General features: G+C 60.3%; 19 protein-coding genes. 5 read left to right on the plus strand and 14 right to left on the minus strand.

The window, feature by feature from the left end; all coding sequences use genetic code 11:
• Positions 1 to 57: 57 nt before the first annotated feature.
• The 3 genes from XX99_RS20350 to XX99_RS27400 are packed head-to-tail and all read left to right on the plus strand — an operon-like array spanning position 58 to position 2688.
• Positions 58 to 1128, plus strand: a complete 1071-nt coding sequence (locus XX99_RS20350) for an aspartate carbamoyltransferase catalytic subunit (protein WP_082125778.1) — start codon at positions 58 to 60, stop codon at positions 1126 to 1128.
• Entirely contained in the window at positions 1128 to 2423 is a 1296-nt protein-coding gene (locus XX99_RS20355) for a dihydroorotase (RefSeq protein WP_050061255.1), read from the plus strand. The genes XX99_RS20350 and XX99_RS20355 overlap by 1 nt, the downstream gene beginning before the upstream one ends.
• A 40-nt stretch (positions 2424 to 2463) precedes the next feature.
• Positions 2464 to 2688 carry a hypothetical protein gene (locus tag XX99_RS27400; protein ID WP_184085245.1) on the plus strand — a complete coding sequence of 75 codons (225 nt, stop codon included), beginning with the start codon at positions 2464 to 2466 and terminating at the stop codon, positions 2686 to 2688.
• 72 nt (positions 2689 to 2760) lie between these two features.
• Here XX99_RS27400 and XX99_RS20360 read toward each other — a convergent pair whose 3' ends face one another.
• Positions 2761 to 3978 (minus strand): glycine C-acetyltransferase, encoded by a 1218-nt coding sequence (locus XX99_RS20360; RefSeq protein ID WP_050061256.1) that lies wholly within the window; start codon positions 3976 to 3978, stop codon positions 2761 to 2763.
• Positions 3979 to 4167: 189 nt separating this feature from the next.
• Between XX99_RS20360 and XX99_RS20365 the strand changes: the two genes are divergently transcribed.
• Positions 4168 to 5160 carry an Ig-like domain-containing protein gene (locus tag XX99_RS20365; RefSeq protein WP_050061257.1) on the plus strand — a complete coding sequence of 331 codons (993 nt, stop codon included), beginning with the start codon at positions 4168 to 4170 and terminating at the stop codon, positions 5158 to 5160.
• A 236-nt stretch (positions 5161 to 5396) separates the two neighbouring features.
• On the opposite strand, the gene XX99_RS20370 is transcribed toward XX99_RS20365, so the two are convergent.
• From XX99_RS20370 to XX99_RS20420, 11 genes are all read right to left on the minus strand, one after another.
• On the minus strand, positions 5397 to 6929 hold the full coding sequence (locus XX99_RS20370; protein ID WP_050061258.1) for a DUF6798 domain-containing protein: 1533 nt from the start codon (positions 6927 to 6929) through the stop codon (positions 5397 to 5399).
• A gap of 250 nt (positions 6930 to 7179) precedes the next feature.
• The gene (locus XX99_RS20375) at positions 7180 to 8655 is read right to left on the minus strand and encodes an efflux transporter outer membrane subunit (RefSeq protein ID WP_050061259.1); all 1476 of its coding nucleotides are present in this window, start codon (positions 8653 to 8655) and stop codon (positions 7180 to 7182) included.
• Between the two features lie 2 nt (positions 8656 to 8657).
• Positions 8658 to 9923 (minus strand): efflux RND transporter periplasmic adaptor subunit, encoded by a 1266-nt coding sequence (locus XX99_RS20380; RefSeq protein WP_050061260.1) that lies wholly within the window; start codon positions 9921 to 9923, stop codon positions 8658 to 8660.
• 5 nt (positions 9924 to 9928) lie between these two features.
• The gene (locus XX99_RS20385) at positions 9929 to 13210 is read right to left on the minus strand and encodes an efflux RND transporter permease subunit (protein WP_050061261.1); all 3282 of its coding nucleotides are present in this window, start codon (positions 13208 to 13210) and stop codon (positions 9929 to 9931) included.
• Between the two features lie 369 nt (positions 13211 to 13579).
• Positions 13580 to 14338: an SDR family oxidoreductase gene (locus XX99_RS20390; RefSeq protein WP_050061262.1), complete on the minus strand. Its 759-nt coding sequence runs from the start codon at positions 14336 to 14338 to the stop codon at positions 13580 to 13582.
• A complete protein-coding gene (locus XX99_RS20395; RefSeq protein WP_050061263.1) occupies positions 14331 to 15665 on the minus strand; it encodes an FAD-binding oxidoreductase in 1335 nt (444 codons plus the stop codon). Before XX99_RS20395 ends, XX99_RS20390 begins: the two co-directional genes overlap by 8 nt.
• A 51-nt stretch (positions 15666 to 15716) precedes the next feature.
• Positions 15717 to 17174 (minus strand): UbiA family prenyltransferase, encoded by a 1458-nt coding sequence (locus XX99_RS20400; RefSeq protein ID WP_231581532.1) that lies wholly within the window; start codon positions 17172 to 17174, stop codon positions 15717 to 15719.
• 163 nt (positions 17175 to 17337) lie between these two features.
• Positions 17338 to 19107: an alpha-glucan family phosphorylase gene (gene glgP, locus XX99_RS20405; RefSeq protein WP_050061264.1), complete on the minus strand. Its 1770-nt coding sequence runs from the start codon at positions 19105 to 19107 to the stop codon at positions 17338 to 17340.
• Positions 19108 to 19450: 343 nt separating this feature from the next.
• Positions 19451 to 20608: a galactokinase gene (galK, locus tag XX99_RS20410; protein ID WP_050061265.1), complete on the minus strand. Its 1158-nt coding sequence runs from the start codon at positions 20606 to 20608 to the stop codon at positions 19451 to 19453.
• Between the two features lie 33 nt (positions 20609 to 20641).
• Positions 20642 to 21574 (minus strand): aldose epimerase family protein, encoded by a 933-nt coding sequence (locus tag XX99_RS20415; RefSeq protein ID WP_050061266.1) that lies wholly within the window; start codon positions 21572 to 21574, stop codon positions 20642 to 20644.
• A gap of 11 nt (positions 21575 to 21585) precedes the next feature.
• The gene (locus XX99_RS20420; protein ID WP_231581533.1) at positions 21586 to 22821 is read right to left on the minus strand and encodes a pyridoxal phosphate-dependent decarboxylase family protein; all 1236 of its coding nucleotides are present in this window, start codon (positions 22819 to 22821) and stop codon (positions 21586 to 21588) included.
• 374 nt (positions 22822 to 23195) lie between these two features.
• Here XX99_RS20420 and XX99_RS20425 point away from each other — a divergent pair, with 374 nt between their 5' ends.
• Positions 23196 to 23396 carry a cold-shock protein gene (locus XX99_RS20425; protein ID WP_050061268.1) on the plus strand — a complete coding sequence of 67 codons (201 nt, stop codon included), beginning with the start codon at positions 23196 to 23198 and terminating at the stop codon, positions 23394 to 23396.
• Positions 23397 to 23493: 97 nt separating this feature from the next.
• On the opposite strand, the gene XX99_RS20430 is transcribed toward XX99_RS20425, so the two are convergent.
• Positions 23494 to 24771 carry a glycosyltransferase gene (locus tag XX99_RS20430; protein WP_050061269.1) on the minus strand — a complete coding sequence of 426 codons (1278 nt, stop codon included), beginning with the start codon at positions 24769 to 24771 and terminating at the stop codon, positions 23494 to 23496.
• A 113-nt stretch (positions 24772 to 24884) separates the two neighbouring features.
• Positions 24885 to 26519, minus strand: a complete 1635-nt coding sequence (locus tag XX99_RS20435) for an adenosine deaminase family protein (RefSeq protein ID WP_082125779.1) — start codon at positions 26517 to 26519, stop codon at positions 24885 to 24887.
• Between the last annotated feature and the right edge of the window lie 19 nt (positions 26520 to 26538).

Genomic DNA, 26538 nt, shown 5'->3' on the forward strand with positions numbered 1-26538 from the left:
AGAAACGGCCCTTTTGATGGCCCGGGTCTTCCGACCCTAAAGGACCGATGCTGCCTCATGTCTACGTTGACTGAAAACCGCAAACCCGCCGCTGTGCGCGCCAAAGCCGTCCCTGCTCCATCGGTTAAGCATGCGGAGGTTCCCGCGATCATCCATTCCGCTTCGATTCATCCCGGCTCGTTGCTCTCGATCTCCGATCTGTCTCTCGAAGACGTCGCTTCCATTCTCGAATCGGCGGATGAGCTGGAGGCTGAGCCTGCCATACGGCGCGCGGAACGGCTTTTCAAGCGGCGCGTGTCGCTGCTGTTTTACGAATCGAGCACGCGCACACGGACTTCGTTCGAGCTGGCCGCGAAGGCTCTGGGTGCGGACACATCGCTGGTAAGCGCACAGTCTTCGAGCATCGAAAAGGGCGAGTCGCTGAAGGATACCGGCATCACGCTGCGCGCTCTCGGTGCGGAGTGCATCATCCTGCGCAGTCCATTCTCCGGCTCGCCTTACCTGCTGGCGCAGGAGACGGGCCTGCCGGTGCTGAATGCCGGAGATGGCATGCACGAGCATCCCTCGCAGGCGTTGCTCGACCTGCGCACCATTCTGCAGCGACTGGAGAAGAATGGGAAAGTCTCAGACAAATTGCTGGACGGCGTGACGGTCACGATCTGCGGCGACATCTTTCACAGCCGCGTAGCGCGGTCGAATGCGCTGCTGCTGCCGCGCCTGGGCGCACGCGTGCTGCTGTGCGGGCCAACACCGCTATTGCCGGAGACGGCTGCGGGGATGAGCCACAATGTATCGATCGAGCGTGACTTCGACAAGGCGCTGGAGCAGTCGCAGGTGGTAATGATGCTGCGCATTCAGAAAGAGCGGCTGGCGGGATTGTCTGTGGATCTCGAACAATACACGTCGCGCTATCAGGCGAATGCGGAGCGCATTGCGGCGCACGCGCCCAAGGCGGTAATCATGCATCCCGGGCCGATGATTCGCGGGCTTGAGATCACGAGTGAAGTGGCGGACGGTCCGCAGTCGGGAATCGAGCAGCAGGTGAAAAACGGGGTTGCGATCCGCATGGCGCTTGTTTTGCGCGCGGTGGGCGAAGCTGCCAAAACCGGGAAGGGTAAGGGACGGTAATGGCAGCGATTCTCATTCGGGGCGGACATCTGATCGATCCATCGAGTGGCGTGGATGCGCCGCGCGACATTTTGCTGAACGAAGGCCGCGTGTCGGCGGTGGATGCGCCCGGCAAGATCAAGCACGCCGGGGCTGAAATCATCGATGCCAAAGGGCTGGTGGTTGCGCCGGGGCTGGTCGATATTCACGTACATCTGCGCGAGCCGGGACAGGGATACAAAGAGACGATTGCCAGCGGCACCGCTGCTGCGGCTGCCGGCGGCTTTACCACCGTCTGTGCCATGCCGAATACGGTGCCGGTGAACGATTCTCCGGAGACCACGCGGTGGATCCTTGCTCCGGAGCGCGGCGCCTCGATTCGCGTATTTCCCATTGCGGCGGCAACTCGAGGATCGATGGGCGACGCGTTAACAGAATATGGCTCGCTCAAGGCGGCCGGAGCGGTTGCCGTCACCGACGATGGCAAGCCGATTCTCGGCGATGCCATCATGCGCGAGGCTCTCACTACAGCGGCTCGCATGAATCTTCCGGTCATCCAGCACGCGGAGGATACGCGGCTCACCGGCGGATGCTCGATGAATGCCGGCGCGTTGGCTTTCAAGCTGGGGCTGCGCGGCATGCCCATCGAGGCCGAGTCAGGATTGGTGGAGCGCGATCTGCGGCTGCTGGCGCAGGTGAAGGATGCGCGGGCGCATTTGCATGTGGCCCATCTTTCGACGAAGGCAGCGCTGGATGCGGTGAAGCGGGCACGGCGCAATGGCTTGCGCGTGACCTGCGAAGTCGCTCCGCATCACTTTATTTTGACCGAAGAAGCGGTGAGCCAATACGACACGCGGGCCAAGATGAATCCGCCGCTGCGCGCGGAGGCCGACCGCGCGGCGATGATCGAAGGAATTCTCGAAGGCGCAGTGGATGCGATTGCCACGGATCACGCTCCGCATGCGGCGCACGAGAAAGAGCAGGAGTTCGAGCGCGCGCCCAATGGGATTACCGGACTCGAATCGGCGTTAGGACTCTCGATTTCCGTGTTGCATGGACGCCACCGGATGCCTCTTGGCCGCGTGATCTCTCTGCTGAGCACGCAGCCGGCGAATGTGCTCTGCCTGAAGGGGCGCGGCTCGCTGGCGGTGGGCGCTTTCGCCGATGTCGTAATCTTCGATCCGGCGAAGAAGTGGGTCTTCAAGGCAATCGATTCGCGATCCAAGTCGAAGAACACGCCCTTCGACGGCTGGGAAATGACGGGGCAGGTGCTGACAACTATCAGCGAGGGTCGAGTCGTCTATCGGCGCAGCTGACCTGACGTTTGTCAGCCTCGATTCGTGACAATTGATTCTTATGCCGCTGCTGGGCGGATGCCATCCTTGTTTCAGTGAGGACGGCAATATGAAAAATTTTATATCGGCGATTTCAACCCAGCTGCAGGACGAAGAAGACAATCCTTTAACCCGGGCAGCGTTTGCGGTGGGCGTGGGCCTGCTGATCGTGGCGTCGGTGCTGCCGCACAGCGAGCGGTGGACCATGTGCGGGATCGGGCTGATCGTTGTCAGCTCTTTGTATTGATGGTGAGCCAAGGCAGGCCTCTGTTGTCTCCCATATCTCAAAATCGAGATGTGGGGCACCCGAAGTGAGTGATTAGACGAGAATGCCGAGCTTGCGCGCGGTTTTGTCCAGAATGTCCAAAGCCTGATCGATCTGCCCGCGGGTATGTTCGCTGGTCATAATAGTGCGGATGCGGGCTTTGCCTTCGGGAACGGTGGGGAAGGCTATTCCAGTGGCCATGAGGCCGTTGTCGAAGAGGGCGCGTGAAAAATCCATGGTGCGGCGGCCGTCGCCGACAATGATGGGCGTGATCGGGGTCTCGCTGGCAGGCGTAGATACTCCGCCGATATCGAAGCCCAGGCGCGCCAGCTCCTGCTTGAAATAGCGGGTGTTCTCCCAGAGGCGGTCGATGCGCTCTGGCTCCTGCTCGAGGATGTCGAAGGCGGCGATGCAGGTCGCGGTGACGGACGGCGGATGCGAGGTCGAGAAGAGGAACGGCCGGGCGCGGTGATAGAGGAAATCGATCAGATCCTTTGATCCGCAGACATAGCCGCCCAGTGCGCCGATGGCCTTCGAGAGTGTACCGACCTGGATATCCACGCGGCCGTGGCAGTGGAAGTGATCGATCGATCCGCGGCCGTTCTTTCCCAGCACTCCGGAGGCGTGAGCGTCGTCGACCATCATGATGGCTCCGTACTTCTCGGCCAGGTCGCAAAGCTTGTCCACCGGGCCGATATCTCCGTCCATCGAGAAGACGCCGTCGGTGATGATGAGCTTGCGTCCGGGCTCGTTCTGGATCTCTTTCAGCAGCTCTTCAGCGTGGGCCGCATCCTTGTGGCGGAAGACCTTGATCTTGGCGCGGGAGAGGCGCGCGCCGTCGATGATGCTGGCGTGGTTCAGCTCGTCGGAGATGATGAAGTCCTCTTTGCCGAGGATGGAGGAGACGGTGCCGGCGTTGGCGGTAAAGCCGCTCTGGAAGACCACGCAGGCCTCGACATTCTTGAAGCGGGCGATCTTCTCCTCCAGCTCCATGTGGATCTTCATGGTGCCGGCGATGGTGCGGACGGCTCCCGAGCCGACGCCGTAGTCCCTGGTGGCCTGGATGGCTGCTTCGCGGAGCCTCGGATCTGCGGTCAGGCCGAGATAATTATTCGACGCGAGGTTGATGACCTGTTTGCCATCGTAGGTGCAGATCGGCGCCTGCATATCGTCGAGGACGCGAAGACGGAAATGGGTTCCCTTTTGCCTGAGCTCGTCGAGCTGCGCGGTCAGGTGCTGAAGCTGGGGCCGTGAAGAGAGCGTAGATGCCATAACGTAACCGCCTTCGTCAAAGAAAGTACCAACCTGTCATCGTACCTTGGCCGGGGGGATGAGCTGCAAGGCGGGGTCGCCCGGACGCAGTCTGAGTTGATCGCCGGAGCTTGCGCTCAGATACAATGAATGTCTGGCCGCGTCTAACCTTTGGCCGGACGTTTTGAGAGAGAGCAGAGAATCCGAAGAATGAATTTGCAGTGGTTGAGGCATGGCAATTGCACGCGAACCGGAATCAAGGGCGCGGGCCTGGCGTTGGCAGCATTGATGATCTCAACCTGGACGTGCACAGGGGCAAACGCCTGGGCGCAAATTGCGACGCGCATCCAGCTCTCGACAGCACAACAGAGTGCATCCGATTCACCGCAGACGGTATTCACGGCCAAGGTTGCCGACGTCTCGGGAAGTCCCGTCAACACCGGCACGGTGAGCTTCGAGTCGGCCAAGGGCTCGATCGGCTCCGCGGTGGTTGAGAACGGAGCGGCAACCCTGACGGTGGACTCTCTTCCTCCAGCGGCAAATAGCATTACCGCGGTTTACCAGGGCAGTGCAAACTACGCTTCCTCGTCCGCGGCCGTCACGGCGCAGGCGACTGCTGCGCCCGCGGTGCCCGACTTCACGGTGACGGCAACTCCTAGCTCGTTGACCGTCAGCCCGGGCGGCTTTGGAACGACGGTGATTTCGATCACCCCGATCAATGGTTTTTCCGAGATGGTGACGCTGTCTTGCTCTGGCAACCCAGCTCCTTCGACCTGCGTTTTCAGCCCGACGACTGTGATTCCGGCCAACGGAGCAGTTGCCACCAGCACCCTGCAGATTCAGACGCAGGGCGCCGCTGGGAAGACGACGCTGCTCGTTCATCCGTCGGAGCAGCAGCGCAACTCTTCAGGGCATGTCGCGTATGCCGTGGTTTTGCCGGGGATACTTGCGCTGCTCGGCATCGGCGCCCTGCGGAAGCGCTCCGGCTGGGCCGGATTGCGAGCGCTGGGATTTGTCGCGTTGTTGGCTGCGAGCGGTTTCGGGCTAAGCGCCTGCAATGTTCGCTATGATTACCTGAACAAGCCTCCGGCGGCCAACCCCGGCATCGCGGCGGGGACTTACACCATGACGCTAGCCGCGTATGGAAACGATGGAACCAGTGTCACTAGCCACACCATCAACCTGACGCTTACCGTTAATTAAAACCGGCAAAAGAAAAAGGCCGCCGATCCTGCGGTGGCCTTTTTCTTTTGCGTTAAACCGGATGCTGGTGCGGGGTTTTGCCGGTCGGCCGGATGCCCGCCTGCCCGGGCGAATGCCAAATGTGCGACTGTGCGCCAACCGCCTGTATTGCAACCGAGCGTGCTTGCGCAGGATCACATCCGGTCTTGGTTCAATAGGCCAATTGCATAGTCGCTCTAAGAGTCTAGAATCCGGCCTTACTGCAGGCGGCAGACCTGCGCCACGCTGTTGCGATAGGGGCAAGGCATCGACGTCTCGGCGGATCGGGCCAGCAGCACCCAGTCGGCCCCGGCGGGGCGAAGCCTGGCAATGCGCTCGGCATCCGTCATGGTGTCGATTCCTTCCTGCGGATCGCGCTGCTTCGCCCACACTCCTGCAAGGTAGGGAAAGACCACCACGACGCCTTCATCCTTGTCGTCGGCGAGCAGACTGCGTTCGGCGGTCGCGCGAAAGCCCTGAGCGTCTTCTCCAGTGATGAAAACCAGGTCGGGATTGGCGGCGAAGACGGCGTCGGACGGAGTATTGGCGCGGATCCAGAGGAAGGCCTGCTGCCAGGGATTCTTCGGATAGCTGCCGGGCAGCTCCACATGCGCGGACGCAGGGTAGGCGCCACGCTGGGCGAGATAGGAGACAGCGGCCACCACCGAGAGCAGGGCGAGCGCCATTCCCCGGGCACGAAGGCCGTGATGGGAGGAGAAGAATACGCTGCCCAGCAGACCGCCGAGGAGAATGGCTCCGACGGCATAAATCATGTGGAAGGCGCGCAGCGGTTCGAGGCGGGCGAGCACGAGCGATCCAGCCGGATGAATGAAGACGAACGCAATCAGCGTCGCCGATATTCCTAGGAGGCATGCACAGAGGCTGAGCTTGCGCAGCAGCGGATTCGTTTTTTGCCGGCTCACGGCCAAGGCAAAAAGAATCATAGGCATGCCCAGGCCGAGATCCTCCATCGCGGTCCAGCGTCCGGGAATAAGATAACGGCGGCTGAGCACTGCTTCCCGGTACGCCGGCATTTCGGGGAGGTGACGGGTCAGGAAATAGACCAATGCAGCGGCGGTGACGGCATGCATGCAGACCAGAAACGCTGCGCGAGGGATTCCGAAGTCGACCAGGAAGAAGAGCAGGATGAATGCGGCGGCATATGCCGTCATGAGGGGATGAAGGATCGCCCCTGCCAGCAGCAGGACCACGCACCGCGACCATCGGCGATCGATAGCGGAGGCCAGCGCCAGCAACGCAATCGGAGTCGAAAACGAGCGGGCCGTCACATACGGATCCATGAGGGCAAGGGAAGTGCCCGCCACCGGCAGCGTGAAGCACGCGGCCGCCAAAGCGACGGCGCACCAGCGCTGCGTGAGCAGGGGAAAGACCCGCTCAGCGAGAGTCCAGCAGGCCAGAAGGTAAAGAAAGATCGAGGCCAGGTGGGTGGCGAAGAGTATGAACTCAAGCGGCAGACGAGTGATGCGCAGGGTCAAGGCCGCGACATGCGCAAAGAGAGAGAGATGGGTATGAGCCAGGACGAAGGGCGCGTCAGGACGGTAAAGGCCCGGATCGGCCAGCTTCCGGATTCCGGAGACGTAGATGCCAGCATCGTCGGCAAAGGGATGGTATCCGTGCACGAACAGGGCGATGGGGGTGAGGACCGCGATCCAAAGCAGAGCGCTCTGGCTGATGACGATGGTTCGGGTTGAAGAAAGCGGCCGGTGGGCTACAAGGTCGGGGGTTGTCAATGCGCGGGCCTCGAAAGGTTCCTTTCGGCAGAGTAATGACGTTGCTTGGCGCTGCTCATGTTCCCTTAAGAGCGACGCTCAAATTACTCCCTAAGACGCAGAATACAGGCGACAACCTAATGGTTGGATAAACTGGAAAGATTTTTTCCAGGGGGTGCCTGCGGCAGGCACCCCTCAAGAACAAGTCGAGACCGGCTGGGGCTTATTGCGCGTTTTCGAGGGCAAAACGCGTCAGATCGTTCATAACAGGTTAGTTAAACTTCGGCAGTTGCGACGTATCCCATCCCCCACCAAGCGCCTTAATGAGCTGGACGCTGGCAGCAAACTGGCGCGTGGTTATATCAGCCTGGGTACGTTCGTCGGCGAGCTGGGTGGTCTGCGCGGTCAGAACCTCGAGATAGGTCGTCACCCCGCCCTTGTAGCGGTTGGTGCTGATCTGGAGAGAGCGGCGGGCGGAATTGACGGCCGCCGCCTGGGTGACCGACTCGTCCTGCAGGATGCGAAGGGCTGCGAGGTTGTCTTCCACTTCCTGGAAGGCATTGAGCACGCTCTGACGATAATTGGCCGTTTGCCCCTCGTATGCTTCGCGAGCCTGGTCGGTGATCGCGTGCCGCCGGCCCGCGTCGAAGAGCAGCTCGACGGCCGAACCACCCAGGGACCAGAGCGAGCTGGGGCCCTGGACCCAGGTTCCGGCCATATCGCTGGAAAAGCCGCCGGCGCCTCCAAGCTGAACATTGGGATAGTAAGCGGAGATAGCAATGCCGATCTGGGCGTTGGCTGCGTCCGTGCGCCGCTCCGCGCCGGCGATGTCCGGCCGGCGCTCGAGCAGCTCCGAAGGCACTCCGGAGGGGATGGTGGGCAAGGGCAGGTCGAGCGGTGTAAACGAGAGCGAGAAGCTCGATGCCGGCGTCCCAATGAGCGTGGCGATAGCGTGTTCGAACTGGGCGCGGGCGACGCCAACATCGATATCCTGCGCCCGTACTGTTTCCAGCTGAGTCTCCGCCTGCGCGACGTCCACATCGGTGGCGACTCCGCCTTTAAAGCGGACCTGGGTAAGCTTCAGGAAGTCGGTATCGGCTGTCACTGTGTTATCGAGGAGCCGCTTCTGGGTGTCGAGGCCGAGCAGTTCGAAGTAGTCTTCCGCCAATTCGGAGCGGAGGCTGAGCTCGACGTTGGCGAGGTCGGCGGCACTGGCCTGGGCATTGGCGCGCGCCTGTTCGACGGTGCGCCGGATCTGTCCCCAGAGATCGGGCTCCCATGAAACCTGTCCCTCGATGGCGTAGGCGCTATAGGTACGGCCTACGGCAATGCTGGGCTGATTGGCAGAGGTCTTCTGACGGGAGACGCTAGGCCCGGCGCTTACGGTTGGATAGTAATTTGCCCGGGCTATGCGGACCTGATCGCGCGCCTGCAGATATTGCTCATAGGCGGCTTTGAGCGTCTGATTGGAAACCGCGACCTTATCTTCCAGCCCAGTGAGCTGAGGATCGTTGTAGATCTCCCACCACTTGCCGCGCAAGGCGGCGTCGGATGGCTGCGCCGGTTTCCAGGTCCCGTTAGGGGGATTCGGCGGAGGGATTTCCTTGTAAGCAGTGGGAAGCGCGGGCGCTCCCGGACCGGCGAGCGCAGCGGGACGCTGGTAGTTCGGCCCCACCGTGCAGCCGGAGATCAGAACCGCGGCCGTGGCCGGCAGGAGGGCCAAGAAGATTAGGCGGATCGGCTTCATTCTCACTTGCCTCCGCCTGGTTGTTGCGCTTCGCCTGCCTTGCGAGGCTGGACGATATGTACCTGCTCGCCATCGATCAGGGAGTCGGGTGGGTTCTGGATGACTTCGTCGGAGTCCTGAAGCCCGGACGAGACCTCAACCGACCTGCCATCATCGCGCCCGATGTTGATGGGCACCAGTTTGGCGATGTTGTTATTCACGACGGCAACGCGCAGGCCCTCGGAGCGGAACATAAGCGTCGAAACAGGGATGATGGTCGATGGATGCGCATTATTCAGCTTGAAGTGAACCTGCATGTAGGCCCCGGGATAGAGCTCGCCCTTGCGGTTGTCCACATCGACTTCGACCAGAAGGGTGCGTGATGTGGGGTCGATGGCCTTGGCGGTGCGGACGATCTTACCTTCGAAGGTGCTGCCTTGCTTCTCGGTAAGTGTGAGCTGGGCGGCGACTCCGGGGACTGTGGAGTAGGCGTAGGTCTGGGGCACGTTTACATAAATACGCAGAGTGTTTTGCGCCACCAGGTGAAAGAGCTCGCCGCTGTTGGCGTTTCCGGCGCCGGAATTGATGAGGGTTCCGGTGTCGACGTTGCGGGCGGTGATGATGCCATCGAATGGTGCGTAGATATTTTCGAAGCCGACTAACTGTTCGACCCGCGCAACGTTGGCCTCGGCGGACTTGACCTGCGTGGTGGTCGAATTGGCCTGGGTGGTGAAGTTGTCAGTGTCCTGCTGGGCAACGGCGTTGTCTTTGAGCAAGCCCTGGTAGCGCGCAGCCTGTGTCTGAGCGTAGGAGGCGTTGGCCTGAGCTGTAGCCAGGTCCTGCTTGGCCTGGGCGAGCTGCTGGTCGACCTCCGGGCTTTCGATCACGGCAAGCAGTTGTCCCTGCTTCACGTGCGCGCCGATGTCGAAGTACCATTTCTTGAGATAGCCGTTCGTGCGGGCGTAGATGGGCGAATCGGTGTAAGCCTGGGTTGTGCCGGGAAGAATCAGTTCCTGGGTAGGCTGTCCCTGGGTAGGCTTCTGAACGAGCACATCGGGTGCGGACAGAGCGTCGGTCTGCTGCTGGAGCGTGGTCCGCGCACGGAGACGAGGGACGATGCCGGTGACGGCCAGGATGACAGCGACGACGACCACAACCAACAACAACACCAGCGCCTTGCCGCCGGAAATAGGCGGACGTTCCTCCTGCGCCGGACCGTGACCGCCGTGGGGGGTGGTGGGCTGCCCTGCCTGCTTGCTCTGTTTTTCCGAATTTGGCTGTTGGCTCATGAGTTTTAGTTCTCCGACGCGGCAATCTGGCCGTGTTTGTGGCGTGCTTCGCGTTCGCGGCGACGCCGTTCGATCCGGCCGTGCAAGACGCTGAAAAAGGTTGGCACAAAGAACAGAGTGGATACGGTGGCAAATAGCAGGCCGCCGATAACGGCGCGTCCCAGGGGGGCATTCTGCTCGCCGCCGTCACCGAGACCGAGAGCCATCGGCACCATGCCGATGATCATAGCGAGAGCAGTCATCAGGACGGGGCGGAAGCGGACGAAGCCCGCGCTCAGGGCGGCCGCATGCGCATCGCCTACGGTCTCTTCAAGCTGCTCACGAGCGAAGCTGATGACCAGAATCGAGTTCGAGGTGGCAACGCCCATGCACATGATGGCTCCGGTAAGCGCCGGAACGCTGAGGCGGGTATGCGTGAGAAATAGAAACCAGATAATACCCGAGATGGCAGCCGGGAGAGCCGAGATGATAATGAACGGATCGAGCCAGGACTGGAAGTTGACCACAATCAACAGGTAGACCAGCAGGATCGAGAAGACCAGCCCGCCAATCAAGCCGATGAACGACTTGCGCATGGTCAAAACCTGGCCGCGAACGACGATCTGCGAACCGCGCGGCAGCTGCTTCTTGGCTCCGTCGAGGATTTTGTCGATTTGCGTGGCGACGCTGGCAAGGTCGGTGTTGACGACGTTGCCATAGATATCGATGACCGGCGCGATGTTGTAGTGGGTTACGGTGCCGGGTTCAGTCAGTGGAGTAATCGACGCCACGTTGCCCAGAATCTGCACCGGCTGGCCGCCCATCGGCACGCTGGCCGGTGTCGCTACCACACCATTCGGCGAAGGGGCGGCCGAAAGTGTTGAGCTATTGCTGTTGGCCGGGGTAAGCGGAATGTTGTTGACGTCCTGCAGGTTGTCGAGCAGATATTGGGGGGACTGAACGGCAATGTTGTAGCTGACGCCGGTGCTTGGATCTAGCCAGAAGTTTGGAGCGGTCTGGAAGCTGCCGCTGGTTGCAGTGAGCAGGCCACCCGCAACGTCGGTCTGCCGCATCCCCAGCTGGCTGGCCTTGGTGCGGTCCACATTCACCATCAGCTCGGGATTGTCGAAGGGCTGCTGGATACGCAGGTCAGCGATGCCCGGAACATGCTTGATCTTGTTCAGTAGTTGTTCGGCCACGGCACGGTTGCCGTACATGTCCCTGCCGACGATTTGGACGTCGATAGGTGCGGGAAGGCCGAAGTTGAGGATCTGCGTCACCATGTCTACCGGCAGAGTGTAGAAGGTGACACCGGGAAAGCGGTGGTTGAGGATGTTGCGCAGCTTCTGCACGTAGGCGTCGGTGGGGCCGTGTTTTTCGGAGAGTTGCACGGAGACATCGGCGTCGGCGGAGCTGATGGCTCCCGAGTTGGAGTACGAAGTATTCAGACCGCTGTAGGGAAGTCCGATGTTGTCGATGATGGTTTCGACTTCGTTCTTGGGGATGGTCTCGCGGATGGTGTTATCGATCTGGTCGCAGAGATCGGCAACATCTTCAATACGCGTGCCGGTGTGGGCGCGGACGTGAATCTTGAACTGGCCGCTGTCGACGGAGGGGAAGAAGTCCTGACCAAGGAACGGATAGAGAAACACGGCGGAGACGACGGCGAAGATCAGGAAAGAGGTCAGAAATACGGCAGCGTGCGCGAGGCATAGCTCCAGAATGCGGCGATAACCGCCGCGGAATTTCTCGAAGTAGTGCTCAAAGCCCTGCTGGAAACGGACCAGGGGATTGCGGCTGGTTTTCTTGCGGTGCTCAGCTTCTTCGTCATGCTCCTGTAGCAGGTACTTGGCCATGGTGGGCACAACGGTTCGCGAGAGGAGATAGGACGCGAGCATGGCGAAGCAGACAGCCTCAGCAAGCGGCACGAAAAGGTAGCGTGCTACGCCGCTGAGGAAGAACATGGGCACGAAGACGATGCAGATGGAGATGGTCGCGACCAGCGCGGGGACCGCAATCTGCGCGGCTCCATCGAGAATGGCCTGCTCGATGGCCTTGCCTTCTTCGAGATTACGATTGATATTCTCGATTTCGACGGTGGCGTCGTCGACCAGGATGCCGACGGCCAGCGCGAGTCCGCCGAGGGTCATGATGTTGATGGTCTCGCCGAGCGCGCTCAGGACGAGTAACGAAGACAGAATCGAGAGCGGGATGGAGACGGCGATAATGACCGTGCTGCGCCAGCTGCCGAGGAAGACCAAGATCATGATTGCGGTGAGGCAGGCAGCGATGATCGCCTCGCGCACCACGCCGCTGATTGAAGCCCGGACGAAGATCGATTGATCGCCGAGCGGCTGCATCCTGAGGGCTGGGGGCAGTTGATTTTTGAGCGTATCGAGCTTGGCGCGCACGCCTTCGACGATTGATAGCGTCGAGGAATCTCCGGTCTTGATGACCGAGAGCAGAGAGGCGCGCTGGCCGTCGACGCGAACGATGTTGGTCTGCGGCGGGAAGCCGTCGCGCACGTGTGCCACGTCGCGAACGTAGACCATTGCGCCGTTCACGGAGCGGATGGGCAAATCATTCAGCTCGGCGACTTTATCCGGAGCGCTGTTGGTTTCGACCAGGTACTCGAAGGGGCCGATCTTGGCGGTTCCGGAGGGCAGAATGACATTCTGCGCGTTGATGGTGGTGACGATATCCGAGGGAGAAAGACCCTTGGCCTGGAGCTTGGGCAGGTCGATATCCACTTGCACCTGGCGCTGCTTACCGCCATAGGGATAGGGAACGCCGGCTCCCTGCACTGTGACCATCTGGGTGCGGATGAAGTTGAGGCCGAGGTCGTTGAGCTGCGACTCGGTCAGCCCCTGGCCAGAAAGTCCTACTTGAATGATAGGCACGCTGGAGGCCGAGTACTGAATGATGAGCGGCGGCGTGGTGCCCTGGGGAAGCTGGCGCAGCTGAGTCTGACTGACGGCCGTGACCTGGGCGACGGCGTTGCCGATATCCACGTGGGGCTGGAAGAAAATCTTGATGACCCCAATACCGTTCATCGATTGCGATTCGATGTGCTCGATATTGTTGACGGTGGTCGTCATCGTGCGCTCGCTCTGGTACACGATGCGGTTCGCCATCTGGTTCGGCGACAGGCCGGTGTACTGCCAGACAACGGAGACGACCGGGATATCGATGTTGGGAAAGATATCGGTCGGGGTGTTCACGACAGCCAGAGGGCCGAGGACCATCAACAGCAGGGCAAGAACGGCAAATGTGTAAGGCCTTCGCAGTGCGAGGCGGACTATCCACATATCGTTTCAGTTTCTCCCAAGACGTTTGGCGGAGACACTTACCGGTAATCACCGGCGGGCAGCGCCATGTTCAAATTCGCGACGACGATGGAAAGTACGTGAAGAGCGGTTCGCTAACAGGAATGGCACGGTAACGCGGTCGAAACCTAAACGCCGATACCTTTATGCCACTCTCCCGTCTCTTAAAGTAAGTAGCTTAATGCAAGCACCATCATCGGACCTAAAGCCAGCTTGACGTATTCACTAGACGATCAAGATGCAGGGAAAGACTCCAGACCAAAGAGCCTCTACCCAGGCATTTAAGTGATGCGAGTACCATGTCCGGCGATTCCGAACAGAGAAGTAATTGTTACCGGTACTGGATCTTATTCAAAGATTCATTTTTTTGAAAATGCGCTCTGGTATTGAGCGAATGATCAGCATGATGACGGCCCAAAATGCCGGGACATAAACGATATCTTTACGCTTTTCGATAGCCCTGAAGATGCCCCGGGCGACCGCCGTTGGATGGGCAAAGAGGGCATTCGGAGGCAGATGCGCGGTCATCGGAGTGGCTACGAAGCCGGGCTTGATGGTGAGCACCTGCACTCCGCTGCGATCAATGCGATTGCGCACTCCATCGAGGAAGATGTTGAGCGCGCCCTTGGATGCTCCGTAAACGTAATTGCTCTTGCGTCCCCGGTCGCCGGCGACAGAGGAGATGACGGCGAGAGTACCCTGGCCGGTAGTTTCGAAGTAGTTTGCCAGCCAGGTGATCATCGAAACGGGCGCCATGAAATTGGTTCCGAGGACAGCTTCGGCGGCGGGATAGCTGGCTTCTGCCTCAGCCTGGTCGCCAAGCACACCGTGGGCGAGCAATGCCAACTCGATCGTGCCGAGCGCTTCGACAGCTTGGCCGAGCATGGCGGGATGAGCGGCCGTGTCGTCGAGATCCATAATGTGGGTGGTGACACCGGCTGCGCCTCGGGTGGTGAGATCGGCGGCGACGGCTTCCAGCTTGTCGGCGTTGCGCGCCACGAGAAAGAAGCTTGCGCCGCGGGCCGCGAAGAGCCGGAGCGTGGCTTCGGCAATTGCGGAGGTCGCGCCGAGAGCAAGAATTTTCGAGGGAAGGGCGCGGTTTTCAACCATCGATCGGTCTCCGTCCCGTCACCCGCTGCCAGAAGGCCGAATCGAAGGATGGGTCGATGTAGCGCGAGAAATCCTGCCACTGCGGATAGAAGGCTTGAAACTGCTCCGCCGTCATGCGCGCATCCTTGGCAGAGTACATTCGTCCTCCGTGTTCGAGGGTGATCTCGGCCAGCCGCTCCAGGAGATCGAAGCTGACCTCGGGGCGAATGGGGAAATCGAGCGCCAGCATAATGCCGGGCATGGGGAAGGACATCGTTCCCACGGAAGGAGTCTCGCCGAAGAACTTGATGACCGCCAGGAACGAGGCCAGCCCGGAGCGGGTGATGGCTTTGAGGATTTGCAGCATCCCCTCTCGTCCGGAGGCGTGGGGAAGCACATTCTGGAACTGCACCAGGCCGTTCTTCCCGTACATGCGGTTCCAATGGAGGACGCTGTCGAGTGGATAGAAGAACGGTTCGTAATCGACCTTGGTCCTCTTCTGCTTGGAAAGCTGCTTGTGATAGTAGGCGGTGTTGAAGGCGGACATGGTGAACCGGTTGAGTGCGAACTCCGGCAGGTCGACGGGGAAGGTCAGCCAAGGCTCGCTGCTTTTTTCGAGCGGTCCCGGTTCCGCAACGTGGTCACCCTGCATGAAGATGCCGCGGGCAAAATTCTTGCCGGTCGAGACGCAGTCGATCCAGGCCACCGTATATTCGGCGGTTGCGCTCTGCGAGAGCGCCAGAAACTCGTCGATACCTACGAATTTGTCGCCCTGATAGTCGATCTTGCGGGAGACGATGGGGCGCAGCCGGATTTCGGCCCATGCGATGAGGCCGGTCAATCCCATGCCGCCGACGGTGGCCGCGAACCACTCCTGATTTTCGGTGGGGCTGCAAAGGAAGCGCGAGCCGTCGGAGCGAATCAGCTCGAAGCGCAGGACATGGCAGCCGAAGCTGCCCGCCAGATGGTGGTTCTTGCCGTGGATGTCATTGGCGATGGCCCCGCCGACAGTCACATATTTCGTTCCCGGGGTAACCGGCAGAAAGAAGCCGCGGGGAACGGCGAAATCCAGAATTTCGGCGAGGGTCGCGCCGGCTTCGCAGCGCAGAATGCCGGTTGCGGGATCGAAGGCAAGCAGACGATCCATCCCCCGGGTCTGCAGCAGAGTTCCGTTCTCGAGGAGGCAGACGTCGCCGTAGCTGCGCCCCGCGCCTACCGGCAGCTGAGGAGTCGAGGGCGGATTGCGCAGGGGAAAATCGGTGGTCCAGTTCAGTGGGACCAGCTTCGCATCCAGCGTGGGATATCTGCCCCAGCTTTCGAAGCGAGGTCGTGGGTTGGATCGCGCCATGGGTGTATTCCTATTCCTGTATTGAGGTTACACGGATGGAATGACAGGCGCTTAAAAGGCGGCGAGGACGGCAATGATCGCGATCGCTGCTCCGATGAGCAGGCTCATGCGGTCGGTGACGGCGAAGATGACGGGGTCCTCGTTGAGTTCGCCGCGCGAGGCCAGGAGCCAGACGCGACTGAGCCACAGGATCATCAGCGGGGTCATCAGCCACATCCGGGTGGGGTGATGATAGAGCTCCACAACGTCTTTTCCGTTGATGTAGAGCGCGAAGACGACTACCGCCGCGTAGGCGCTGGCGGTGCCGAAGCTGCGCAGCTGCTCGATATCGACCAGCAGATAGCCCCGGCCATTCGAGAGCACATTGCCTTGAGCGCGGATATTCTGCAACTCGCTGAAGCGCTTGACCATGGCCAGCGAGAGGAAAAGAAAGACGGAGAGCGCGGCCAGCCAGGGCGAGAAGGCAACATGGGTCGCCGCTCCTCCGGCGAGCATGCGCAGGGTATAGAGGCCGGAGAGCAGGATGACGTCGACCAGCACCACTCTCTTGAGGTAGAGCGAATAGCAGAGCGTGGTGATGAGATAGGTAAAGAGCCATCCGACAAATCCACGCGGCAGCAGAGCGGCTCCGGCAAAGGCCAGGAGCAGGAAGGAAAGCGAGATGGCGACTCCGGCAGCCGGAGACAGATCCCCGGCTGCGAAGGGACGGTTCCGCTTTTTCGGGTGATGGCGGTCGGCCTCGATATCCAGCAGGTCATTGACGATGTACGTGGCCGAGGCGCAAAGGCTAAAGCAGAGGAAGGCCACGACGGCGTCGCCGATGAGCGAGAGTCGCAATGCGTGAGCCAGCAGCACCGGGACAAAGATGAGCACATTCTTCGCCCACTGGTGCAGCCGGATGGTCTTCAGGAAGGTCTTCGAAAAGGGAGCGCGGTCGTCGAAGCGATGCGCTACCGGAACGTTGTGCTTTTTTAGCAGGCCCTGCAGCGCATGATCGGGGTTGGCGACCATGGCTTCGCCGGAGTGACTGAGCAGGGGCAGATCGGGCCGGGCGTTGCCGATGTAGTCGAAGCCCTCCCCGGCAAAGCGCTGCTGCAGGCTTTGCAGCTTGTTGTGCCCGGTGAGGTTGGTTGCACCGTCGCTTGCCAGTACGTCTTCGAAGATGCCGAGGTGAGTGGCGATTTGCCGGGCGAGGCTGCCGTCCGCGCCGGTAGTGAGGTACAGCTTGCGGCCCTGGCTGTGCTGCAGGATCAGGAACTCGAGCAATCCGCGATTGTAGGGAAGATGTGCGGCATCGAGCTGCACTTGAGAGCAGACGCGAGCCTTCAGTGCGGCCTTGCCGCCCTTCAGCCAGAATGGGACGCGTAGGGCGGCTAGGGGGTTGGTGCGAACCAGCAGCAGAAGGGAGTCGACCAGGGTGTCGCTCTTGACTAGTGTGCCGTCGAGATCGACGCACAGGGCGCGCTGCGAAGCGGTCGGAACTTTTTCTTCCAACAGGGTCTGGCTCACGCTCGGAGCTCCCTTTGCGCTGCAGTTGCCGAGGCCGAGATGCGCCGACCGTCATCCCGCCGGCTGTTCCCAGGCCGCAGAACTCCCTTCAGGCCGTGTGATCCGGTGATCAATTCTTGCAAGGCTCCGAAGGTGGCGACGGTCAGCATAGAGATCTGGGCTCTTAACGAGCCAGAATCGGCTCCAATGCGGCAGCCGAGTGGTCCATGCGCTGCTCGGGGAAGTATGCGTTCAGAACGTACTGCTCGATCATGCGTTGAGTGTTGAAGAACGAGCCGTTGAGCGCGATGGTCGAGCGCATGATGCGTTTCCACTGCTCCGGCTGGTGGTAGTAAAGGGGCAGAATGACCTGTTCGAGATGATCGTAGAGAGAGCCCGCTTCGCCCGCGTCGTCGTCATGGTCGGCGATGGCCCATCCGGTGACGCCTTCGATCCAGCCTTCAATCCACCAGCCGTCGAGGATGCTCAGGCTGGGGACGCCGTTGAGCGCAGCCTTCATTCCGCTGGTGCCGGAGGCTTCGTAGGGGCGCTTCGGCGTGTTGAGCCAGAGGTCGACGCCGCCAGTCAGCAGCGCGCCCAGAATCCACTCGTAATTTTCGAGATAAACGATGGTCAGATCGGCAGAGTCCAGCTCTTGTGCTAGCTCGATGACGCGGCGGATCTTGGCCTTGCCCGGCTCATCGGCGGGATGCGCCTTGCCGCTGTAGAGAATCTGCAGGCCGCCGAAGTCGTGGGCTGCTTTGACGAGGCGTTCGGGATCGGTGAACAGCAGGTCGCAGCGCTTATAGGTGGCTGCGCGGCGGGCGAAGCCGAGGGTGAAGATATTGGGACGGAGTTCGACGCCGGTGCGCTCCTTGACGGCCGCGATCAGAACGCTTTTTGCGTCCTGATGAGCCTGTTCGATCTCCGCTTCCGGGATATCAATGGCATAGCGCAGGGAGAGGTTATCCTGCCGCCAGCGCGGCATATGGCGATCGAAGGTGGACTGGAAGGACGGCGCGGTCCAGGTTGCAGCATGGACGCCGTTGGTGATGGCGTCAATCTTGTAGTCGGGGAACATCTCCCGCGAGACCTTGCCGTGCTGCATGGCCACGCCATTGACGTAGCGGGCAAAGCGCAGCGCGATGTAGGTCATGTTGAGCAGGTCATCGTGGAAGCAGCCCAGGCGCTCGAAGACCTTGGTGCGTTCGACGCCGAGAATCCGATTGGATTGCTCGGCGGAAAAACGGTCATGACCCGCCGGGACCGGAGTGTGCGTGGTGAAGACGCAGCGCCTGCGAACCGATTCCACGGTCTTCTCGTCGGCCGCTTCTAGGGGCGAGCCGAAGAGCTGTTTTTCGAGCAGCGCAATGGTCAGCAGCGCGGCATGGCCTTCATTCATGTGGTAAACGACCGGCCGATATTCCAGCGCTTCGAGCATGCGCGCTCCGCCGATCCCGAGCACTACTTCCTGGCGCAGGCGATAGTCTCCGTCGCCTCCGTAGAGGTGATCGGTCAGCTCGCGGTCGCGCGGGTCGTTCTGCTCAACATTTGTGTCGAGGAAATAGATGGGGATGGTGTGACCAGTCACGCCGATCACGTCATGACGCCAGGCCCGGATCACCACCGGTCGGCCTTCAATCTTCACTGTGACGGTGGGTGACTGCGGCGTTAGCAGAGCTTCAATGTCCCAGGGCTGCGACTCTTCTGTCTGGATGCCGCTGGCGTCCAGGTGCTGGCGAAAATACCCCTGACGATGAGCCAGGGTTATTGCGGCCAGAGGCAGGCCCATATCCGCTGCGGCCCGGAGCGTGTCGCCAGCCAGCACCCCGAGGCCACCGCTGTAGGTGGGCATGGTGGGCTCAACGGCAATTTCCATCGAAAAATAGGCGACGATACCGCGATCTTCCGAGTTATCGAGTGCAGCAATTTGTTGCAATTGAGCGTGGCGCATGCTTGTTTTCAATCTCCGCAAACCTTTACTAAAACGTGCATATCCAGTCCTTGCGCATTCAGGACATGCACAAAAAGTTCAGATCACGACCGGATGCTCCGATCGGACCGATCAACCAGCGACGGATCGAGCGTATTGTCGTCGCATCCTACCAATACAACGGGCTGGCCCTCGTCGGTATTCCCGGAGGAATACGGTTCCATTTGGCGAGCCAAGGTGCAATTTCGTGATTTTACCAAGCGGCTCTGGAGCACAGAATGAAAAAACGCGGATCTGCCGGAGCAGGAACTACTACTTTCGCGGCATGATCGGGCCTTGCAATCACCGTTCGGTACTTCGCCATTCAGTTACCGATGCGGTGGGCTCCCGCCGAAGCGTGACAGTTATAGATGTCGGCTTCGATGCCTGTGGCCTCGCGATAACCCTTGCGCAGGCTTTCGATGAAGCCGGCGGTGTATTCCCGTTCGACGAGATTCACGGTGCAGCCTCCGAATCCGCCTCCGGTGAGCCGTGCTCCGATGCAGCCGGGCTCTTTGGCTGCCAATTTCACCAGGATGTCGGCCTCTTTGCAGCTGGCTTCGAAGTCGTCGCGGTAGCTGGCATGCGCCTCGTACATGAGGCGGCCGAGAGTCTTGAGATCGCCGGCTTCGAGAGCGTCGGCAGCGGCCACGGTGCGAAGGTCTTCGGTGATGATGTGGCGGGTGCGCTTAAGCACGCTAGGCGGCATCTCCGATCCCCACTGCTTCAGGTCTTCGAGGGTGGCATCGCGCAGGAAGCCGACTTCGGGCCGGTGTCGGTGAATGATCTGCGTGCCCTGTTCCACCTCGGCGCGGCGGATGTTGTATTCGCCGCCGGCGTGAGAGTGCTTGACCATGGAGTTGGAGATGACGATGCTGATGTCGGGCGGAATCGGAGCCAGCCGGAAGGACAGGCTGCGGCAGTCCAGCAGAAGCGCGTGGTCCTCGGCACCGCAGCAGGCGATGAACTGATCCATGATGCCGGTGGAGGCGCCGACGAATTCATTCTCCGCGCGCTGGCATAGCTTGGCCATCTCCGGTAGAGGGATCTCTGCCGCAGTAAGGCTAAGCACGGCGACGATGGTCGCGACCTCGACCGAAGCAGAAGAGCTGAGTCCGGCATTGAGCGGAACGTCTCCGCTGAGGGTGAGGCTGAAGCCGGGGAGCTCGACTCCTACACTGCGAAGGATATTCAGGACGCCAAGCGGGTAGTCGCTCCAGTGATGCGCAGCTTCTTTAGGCAGGGCAGTGAGTTTATGGGTGACTTCTTCGTGGAAATTTTCCGAAGCAATGATGATCGAGCCATCATCGCGCGGGCTGATGGCCGCCAGCGTGGCGAAATCTATGGCTGCAGGCATCACGAAGCCCTGGGCATAATCGGTGTGTTCGCCGATAAGATTGACCCGGCCGGGGGCGGCGAACATCGCGGGAGCCTGGTGGAAGCGCTGCGCGTGCAAGTCTTTGGTAGCGTTTACATCTCGCATTTCATCACGCCTTGAGAAGTTAGATCCCGGCCCTTACGATACAACACTCGTCGTAATTGTCATCCCCCAAGAGTCGACCTGACCCGGAATTAAAGTGCGGCTATGCCCGTTCTTGATGGCCAACTCCAAAGAATCCCCCAGCGCTGTGCAGGGCTCGATGGCGATGCAGTTCTGCTTCTCAGCTTGGCCGTCAGGCCAGCCTCCGTAGCAGAGCCAGAGACCGAGAAAGGGGAGCTTTGCAGGATCAAAATCGATGCGGATGCGCAGATTGGCGGTCTTGCGCTCGAGCAGACACCAGCCTTCCACCGGCGCCTCGGCGAATAGCTTGTCGCCGATCTCTTCGCTGGCGTCTTTCGCGATGTTGAGCGCGGCCGCGGCTCCATCGGTTAGGGTCGTAGACGGCCATGGATGAACCGTTCCGTTCGTGCCGAGCCGGTTGCGTGCCGAGCCCTCGACGGTGACCTGTTTTACGGACGGCGGCAGAGTGAGGACATCTCCGGGATCGACAGCGAAGAGCGGATGGGCGGACCAGACATAAGGAATGGCGTGCTCGCCCGTGTTCGTAACTGAGTAGTCGATGCGCACCGTATCCCCGTCGAGATGAATGTTGCGCTCAAAGCGGATCGGAAGCGCCGAGCCAATTGCAGTCAGGCGGACGGTTGCCGGCGAGAGCGATTCCGCCGTGTGAATCAGCCTCCAGAATTCTCCATGGTCTGGAATCTCGGCGGCGCCTGAGGCGGTCTCAATACGGCATGCGGCGACGGAGGGCAGGCATTCGTCGAATCCGCTGGCATCGCTTTCCTCGAAGCCGATGGTCAGGGTTCGGAGCGCATAGGGGCGGAGCGGCTGCTGGAAGAGTTCGATCCCGTTTTTTTGCAGGGAAGCGATCTTTCCACCCATCGCCGGCAGTATGACGGCTGCCAATGTATCCGTTTTCAAAAGGACGCGTTCGATTTCGTTGCCCATTTGTTCCTCAACTAATTTTCAGCAGCGATGAGAAGACGACGCCAGATTTCGCCGATCCAGGCCTCGTGCTCCGGTTTCATGAGAACGGAGCGCAGACATGTGACGGATTCGGATTCGTCTCTGCCCGGCCAATGTTCCGTCCCAAAGAATGCTACCGGCAACTGTACCAAAGCCAGATGCAAATCCTGCTGCGCGGCCCGGTCGAAGATTTTCTGGGCGCGATGCGAAGACTCTTCCAAGCTGGGCGTCTGGATAGCCCAGACCACGATATCCAATTGGGGACGAGGGCCGGTGATGAAGCGCGGATCGGCTTCGAGCCTGGCAGAAAGAGACTGCGCCGCGAGCCGTGAGCGCTCGAGACCGCCGGCAAAGTTGCCCGCGCGAACCAGCGGCAGAAGCTGCTGCGTGGCCCAGAGCGCAACCGCAGATGCGCCTGCGCGGGAGCACTCCAGGCTGATCTCGCCCAGATGCAGATCGCTCGAGGTGAAGTAGGTATAAGGCGAGTCATGCTTGTAGAACCGGCCGACTGCAGGATCGCGAAAGAGGATGCATCCGCAGCCGTAGGGCTGCAAGCCGTGCTTATGCGGATCGACGACGATGGAGTCCGTCTCGGAGATTCGCGCGAAGGCTCGCGCCGCGTCTTCGTCGAGGTTCGAGGCCAGCTTGAAATAGCCTCCATAGGCGGCATCGACGTGAATGCGAAAGTTATATTTCCGGCGCAGATCGAGAATCTCGCTCAAAGGGTCGACGGCCCCCAGAGCTGTCGTCCCAAGCGTCACCACGACTGTGCCAATCTCGCCTTGTTGTAGCGCGGATTCGAGCGCAGCAATATCCATTCGCCCAAGTGCGTCGACGGGAATCTTCTGGAAGGGCAGCTTGAGTACCGCGCTGATGCGGCTGTGCGTGTAGTGGGACTGCTCGGACGCGGCGATGGTTTTGCTGGGAGCGAGCAGGCCGGCTACCCAGAGCGCTTCGAGATTGGCGAAGGTGCCTCCGCTGGTGAGGTGCCCCAGATATTCTTCCCATCCGAACATCGCGGCGATCTCACGGACGGCTTCGATCTCCATGTGAGAGCTGGCGCGTCCTCCGTCGAGCGCATGGTTATTGGGATTGATGCCCATGGCCATGGCATAAGCGGCGCGCGCAATGGGATGCGGCGGCTTGAGCATCTGGCCGGCATAGAGAGGATGAAAATAGGGATAGTTGTCACCCATGCGCCCCGATACCTCGGTCAACACGGAGGACATGGCCTCCAGATTTTCTGCAAGTGTGCCGCCGTCGAAGGGAGCCTTTGGTAGAGCTGAGAATTCGCTTCTGAGTCGAGGTAGAGCGGCGGACAGGAGGTGGAGCGCGACGTCTTCTGGCATATCTGCAGACAGGATAGAGAAGCGCGCGCAAATTGGATAGATAAGGAACCGGTGTGAAATTGTGCCGGTGGCGATTACCTTTATTTATAGAGGGATGTGGGGAATCGCGATGCTTGCCGGAGGGCTTGTAAAGTCTGCTAAACTACTGTCGCGTTAGTTTCGAACCGGGAAAAAGTAGTCTGCCCTGTCGCAAGACACAGCCAGTTTTGTCTCCGATTCACTCCAGCGCAATTCACTCCAGGAATAAGCATCAGATGGAACAAGGTACTGTGAAGTGGTTTAACGACGCTAAGGGCTACGGCTTCATCTCCCGCCAGAACGGGGAGGATGTCTTCGTGCATTTCTCTGCCATCAATTCGAATGGCTTTAAGAGTTTGCAAGAAGGGCAGGCAGTGCAGTTTAACGTCGTTAAGGGGCCGAAAGGCTGGCAAGCATCGGATGTCCAGCCTCTCTAATTGACGCAGACAGTTAAAAAAACGGTAGCAAGAAAAACGTAAGCAAGATCGACCGGCAGGGGCGGGCGCTCGCTCGCCTTTGACGTACGCGAGATAGCTAAAGTTTTGTGCGGGCTGCTCTCTCCAGGGCATCGCATGCCGTGCGCACACCATCTTCTTCCGCGATCACACGTGCCACCTCTGCGGCGCGTTCGGTGTAAGCTGCGTCTTCCAACAACTTTTGTATCTTCTGCGCGGCCGCTTCCGGCCGGTATTCCTTGCGTTGAATGACCTTTGCCACGCCGAGATGACGCACGCGACGGGCGTTGTCCGGCTGATCGTGGCTGTAGGGCATCACCAGCATGGGACGGCCGGCTTTGAGCCCCTGCGCGGTGGTGCCCACTCCGCCCTGATGGATGATGACCGAGGCGCGCGGGAAGATCCGCGAGTAAGGCGCATAGCGAGCGATACAGATGTTCTTCGACAGCGCACGCTTGGGTCGGTTCTGCGGATCGCTGCCGGTGAGCAGGACGGCTCGCTGCCCGAGCAGGTCGGCGGTCGCGGCACTGACCTCATAGAAATCGCCAGCAGCCATGACCGCTGCAGATCCTAGCGTGAAGACCAGCGGCGGAGGTCCGCTTGCGAGAAATTCTTCGAGGTCGGGCGCGAGACCGACGTTGCCGGCGTCGCCATCGTAGAACGCGAAACCAGTAATGCGTGTGCTGGCCGGCCAATCCGGTTGCGGATCGCCGAGAACGCGCGAGAACAGCGCCAGAACCAGAAGTTCAGAGTGCTTGGCGTCAAAGATGGGATCTTTGCCGCGAGGCAGGCCGAGATCTTTGCGCAGCGCATATATCGGCGCCGGCCAATGACGCGTGACCAGGCGCGCAAAGCGGGGAACGAGATGGCCCACGCCGGGCACCAGCGATTGAACCTTGGACAGCGTGGGATAGGGGGGCAGCACCGGAGGATCGTATCCCGAGAAGAAGGAGAGCGGCGCGAGCACATACGAAGCCCAGGGGATGCCGGTCTTTTCAGCAACAATTGGACCGGCGTAGGCCAACTCGCCCGTGACCAGGAGGTCGGCTCCGCCATGGGCTTCGACCGTAGCCAGCAGATCTTTGTAGCTGTCGCGGATGGCGGGAAAGAGAAACTCGCGCAGGCCGCGCTCCGTTCCCTTCTTGATATCCCAGATCATCTCCACCATGCGCTTGTCGTTGGGGTCCTGATCGGGGCGAACGGCGGCGAAGTCGATGCCGAGCGGTTCTATCTTTTCGCGAAACATGCCCGGGGCGGCGATGACGGGAGTGTGACCCCGCCGTTTGAGCTCCAGGCTGAGAGCAATGAGCGGATTGATATCGCCGAATGTCCCAAAAGTGGAGAAGACGATGCGCATCGAGAAGATTTTTCCTGTTGCCGCGTTCTTACAAGATTTGTCGACAGCAGCTCTTTACAGCAGACAAGCTGCGCTGGCATCTCTCCAGGTTGTATCGCGGGAGAGATGCTCTATCAGAAGCTTGCCTCAAATGTGTGAAACCTGTGTTCAAGTTCCCACTGTTGCTGCGCTTTTTCGCTTTGCGAGATCAATTCCGCACATGCACCGGCCGGAGTTTCCTTCCCTAGCTGCCCGGCACACGCTTCAACCGGCTTGTCCAAGGTCTCCGGAACTGCCTGCTGCCAGAGGCTGGCTCCGTGCAGAAAACTATGTTCGAGGCTGGTGCGCACCATCTTTTTGAAGTCGCGATAGCTGAGTGGATAGGTAACTGCTGCGCGTACATATTCGTGAGTGAGGTCGATGCGCGAGACGCCCTCGTCGTCGGTCGATAGTGCGACGGGCACGCCGTATCTGCGATAGATCTCAAAGGGATGGTCCTCCCCTTTGATGTTGAGGATCACGTCGTTGCTGGTGAGATTGACTTCGACCATGACGTGTTTGGCGGCCATCTCCTTGAGCAGATCGTAGGGATGGTCCTCATACATAATGTCGACGCCGTGGCCGATGCGCTCCGCCTCGCCCTGTTCGACGGCGAGGCGGATGTGAAAGGTGAGACCGTCGGGTGGAACCATGCCCGGCGCGAGTTCCCCGGCGTGAAGACTGATATGAGAGCCGGGGTAAGAGCCGTGTACTGCATCGAGCATCCGCATGTGCAGGCTGTAGTCGCGCATCGCGACATAAGCGTCTTCCGGCTGCACGAGATTCAGCCCGACAAATCGTGGATCGGCGGCTATGCTTTCAAAGCCGAGAACGATTTGTGCGAAAACCACCTCGGGTGGAAGCGCACGGAGTATCTGGTAAACGTAGCGGATCTTGACCTTGCAGGCCGGCTGTTCGTCTAACTGGCCGCAGTGCTCGCGCACTCGGCGATCGGCCTCTGCGGTATCAAGCTCTGCGCTTGCGGCTGAGATGCTGCTCCGAATTCCGCCATCGACAAGCTGCTGGCGATATTGAGCGAAGTCGGAGTTGTAACCGATCTTCGCCGCCAGCGCGGCCGCTTCCTTGAAATCCGGCGTGTGCATCAACTCCAGATATTGTTCGTTCTGCGCGGCCGCCCGGGTCGCGACTTCGTCCAGCCACTCGCCCATGTGGCTTTTGCGGGTTCCACCGAATTCGCCGAAGGTGTCGAAGAAGTGGTCGTGCCCGGAATCGGCGGTTCTGGGGACAAAGGTGCGCATGGAAAAAGCATCGATCAGGGCGTCATACAGGTGCTGGTTCTGTGGAACCGTTGCCGCATCGACCTGGCCTTCTTTACAAACAGGCTCGAAGTGCTTGCTGTTCTCTTCGTTGCGTGATTTTGCGTTTTCGGGGGCTACGAAGGAGAGAGTCTTGGTGTCGACGCAAAGATGATCTTCGCCTGCATCGCGAATCCAGGTCTCGGCGTAGATCGCGCCGGAGAGGTGATTGTGCAGGTCGGCGCCCTTGGGCATGCGATAGAGGAAGGCGCGCAGGGTGAGCGGTCCTTGTTTGCGGGCCTCTTCGAAGGCCTGCGAGGCGCGCGCTTCCGTCGGCTCGGCGGACTTAACGGCGGGAGCCGCTGCCTTAACGCCCGCAGAGGCCGACAAGGGAAAGGCAAACGGGAGAGAGGCGGCGCCGAATAAAAGAGCGGTTGCGCAGAGGCCGCGGATCTGAAGTTTGGCAGCGAGCATAGAAGGCCATCTCCGTGCG

Origin of the sequence: Silvibacterium bohemicum (assembly GCF_001006305.1) — a bacterium.
Lineage (GTDB): Bacteria > Acidobacteriota > Terriglobia > Terriglobales > Acidobacteriaceae > Silvibacterium > Silvibacterium bohemicum.

What these genes read in the sequence shown, in the direction of transcription:
- XX99_RS20350 (WP_082125778.1), top strand. Translation starts at nt 58, where the DNA reads ATGTCTACGTTGACTGAAAACCGCAAACCCGCCGCTGTGCGCGCCAAA.
- XX99_RS20355 (WP_050061255.1), top strand. Translation starts at nt 1,128, where the DNA reads ATGGCAGCGATTCTCATTCGGGGCGGACATCTGATCGATCCATCGAGT.
- XX99_RS27400 (WP_184085245.1), top strand. Translation starts at nt 2,464, where the DNA reads ATGCCGCTGCTGGGCGGATGCCATCCTTGTTTCAGTGAGGACGGCAAT.
- XX99_RS20360 (WP_050061256.1), bottom strand. Translation starts at nt 3,978, where the DNA reads ATGGCATCTACGCTCTCTTCACGGCCCCAGCTTCAGCACCTGACCGCG.
- XX99_RS20365 (WP_050061257.1), top strand. Translation starts at nt 4,168, where the DNA reads ATGAATTTGCAGTGGTTGAGGCATGGCAATTGCACGCGAACCGGAATC.
- XX99_RS20375 (WP_050061259.1), bottom strand. Translation starts at nt 8,655, where the DNA reads ATGAAGCCGATCCGCCTAATCTTCTTGGCCCTCCTGCCGGCCACGGCC.
- XX99_RS20380 (WP_050061260.1), bottom strand. Translation starts at nt 9,923, where the DNA reads ATGAGCCAACAGCCAAATTCGGAAAAACAGAGCAAGCAGGCAGGGCAG.
- XX99_RS20385 (WP_050061261.1), bottom strand. Translation starts at nt 13,210, where the DNA reads ATGTGGATAGTCCGCCTCGCACTGCGAAGGCCTTACACATTTGCCGTT.
- XX99_RS20390 (WP_050061262.1), bottom strand. Translation starts at nt 14,338, where the DNA reads ATGGTTGAAAACCGCGCCCTTCCCTCGAAAATTCTTGCTCTCGGCGCG.
- XX99_RS20395 (WP_050061263.1), bottom strand. Translation starts at nt 15,665, where the DNA reads ATGGCGCGATCCAACCCACGACCTCGCTTCGAAAGCTGGGGCAGATAT.
- glgP (WP_050061264.1), bottom strand. Translation starts at nt 19,107, where the DNA reads ATGCGCCACGCTCAATTGCAACAAATTGCTGCACTCGATAACTCGGAA.
- galK (WP_050061265.1), bottom strand. Translation starts at nt 20,608, where the DNA reads ATGCGAGATGTAAACGCTACCAAAGACTTGCACGCGCAGCGCTTCCAC.
- XX99_RS20415 (WP_050061266.1), bottom strand. Translation starts at nt 21,574, where the DNA reads ATGGGCAACGAAATCGAACGCGTCCTTTTGAAAACGGATACATTGGCA.
- XX99_RS20420 (WP_231581533.1), bottom strand. Translation starts at nt 22,821, where the DNA reads ATGTCCTCCGTGTTGACCGAGGTATCGGGGCGCATGGGTGACAACTAT.
- XX99_RS20425 (WP_050061268.1), top strand. Translation starts at nt 23,196, where the DNA reads ATGGAACAAGGTACTGTGAAGTGGTTTAACGACGCTAAGGGCTACGGC.
- XX99_RS20430 (WP_050061269.1), bottom strand. Translation starts at nt 24,771, where the DNA reads ATGCGCATCGTCTTCTCCACTTTTGGGACATTCGGCGATATCAATCCG.
- XX99_RS20435 (WP_082125779.1), bottom strand. Translation starts at nt 26,519, where the DNA reads ATGCTCGCTGCCAAACTTCAGATCCGCGGCCTCTGCGCAACCGCTCTT.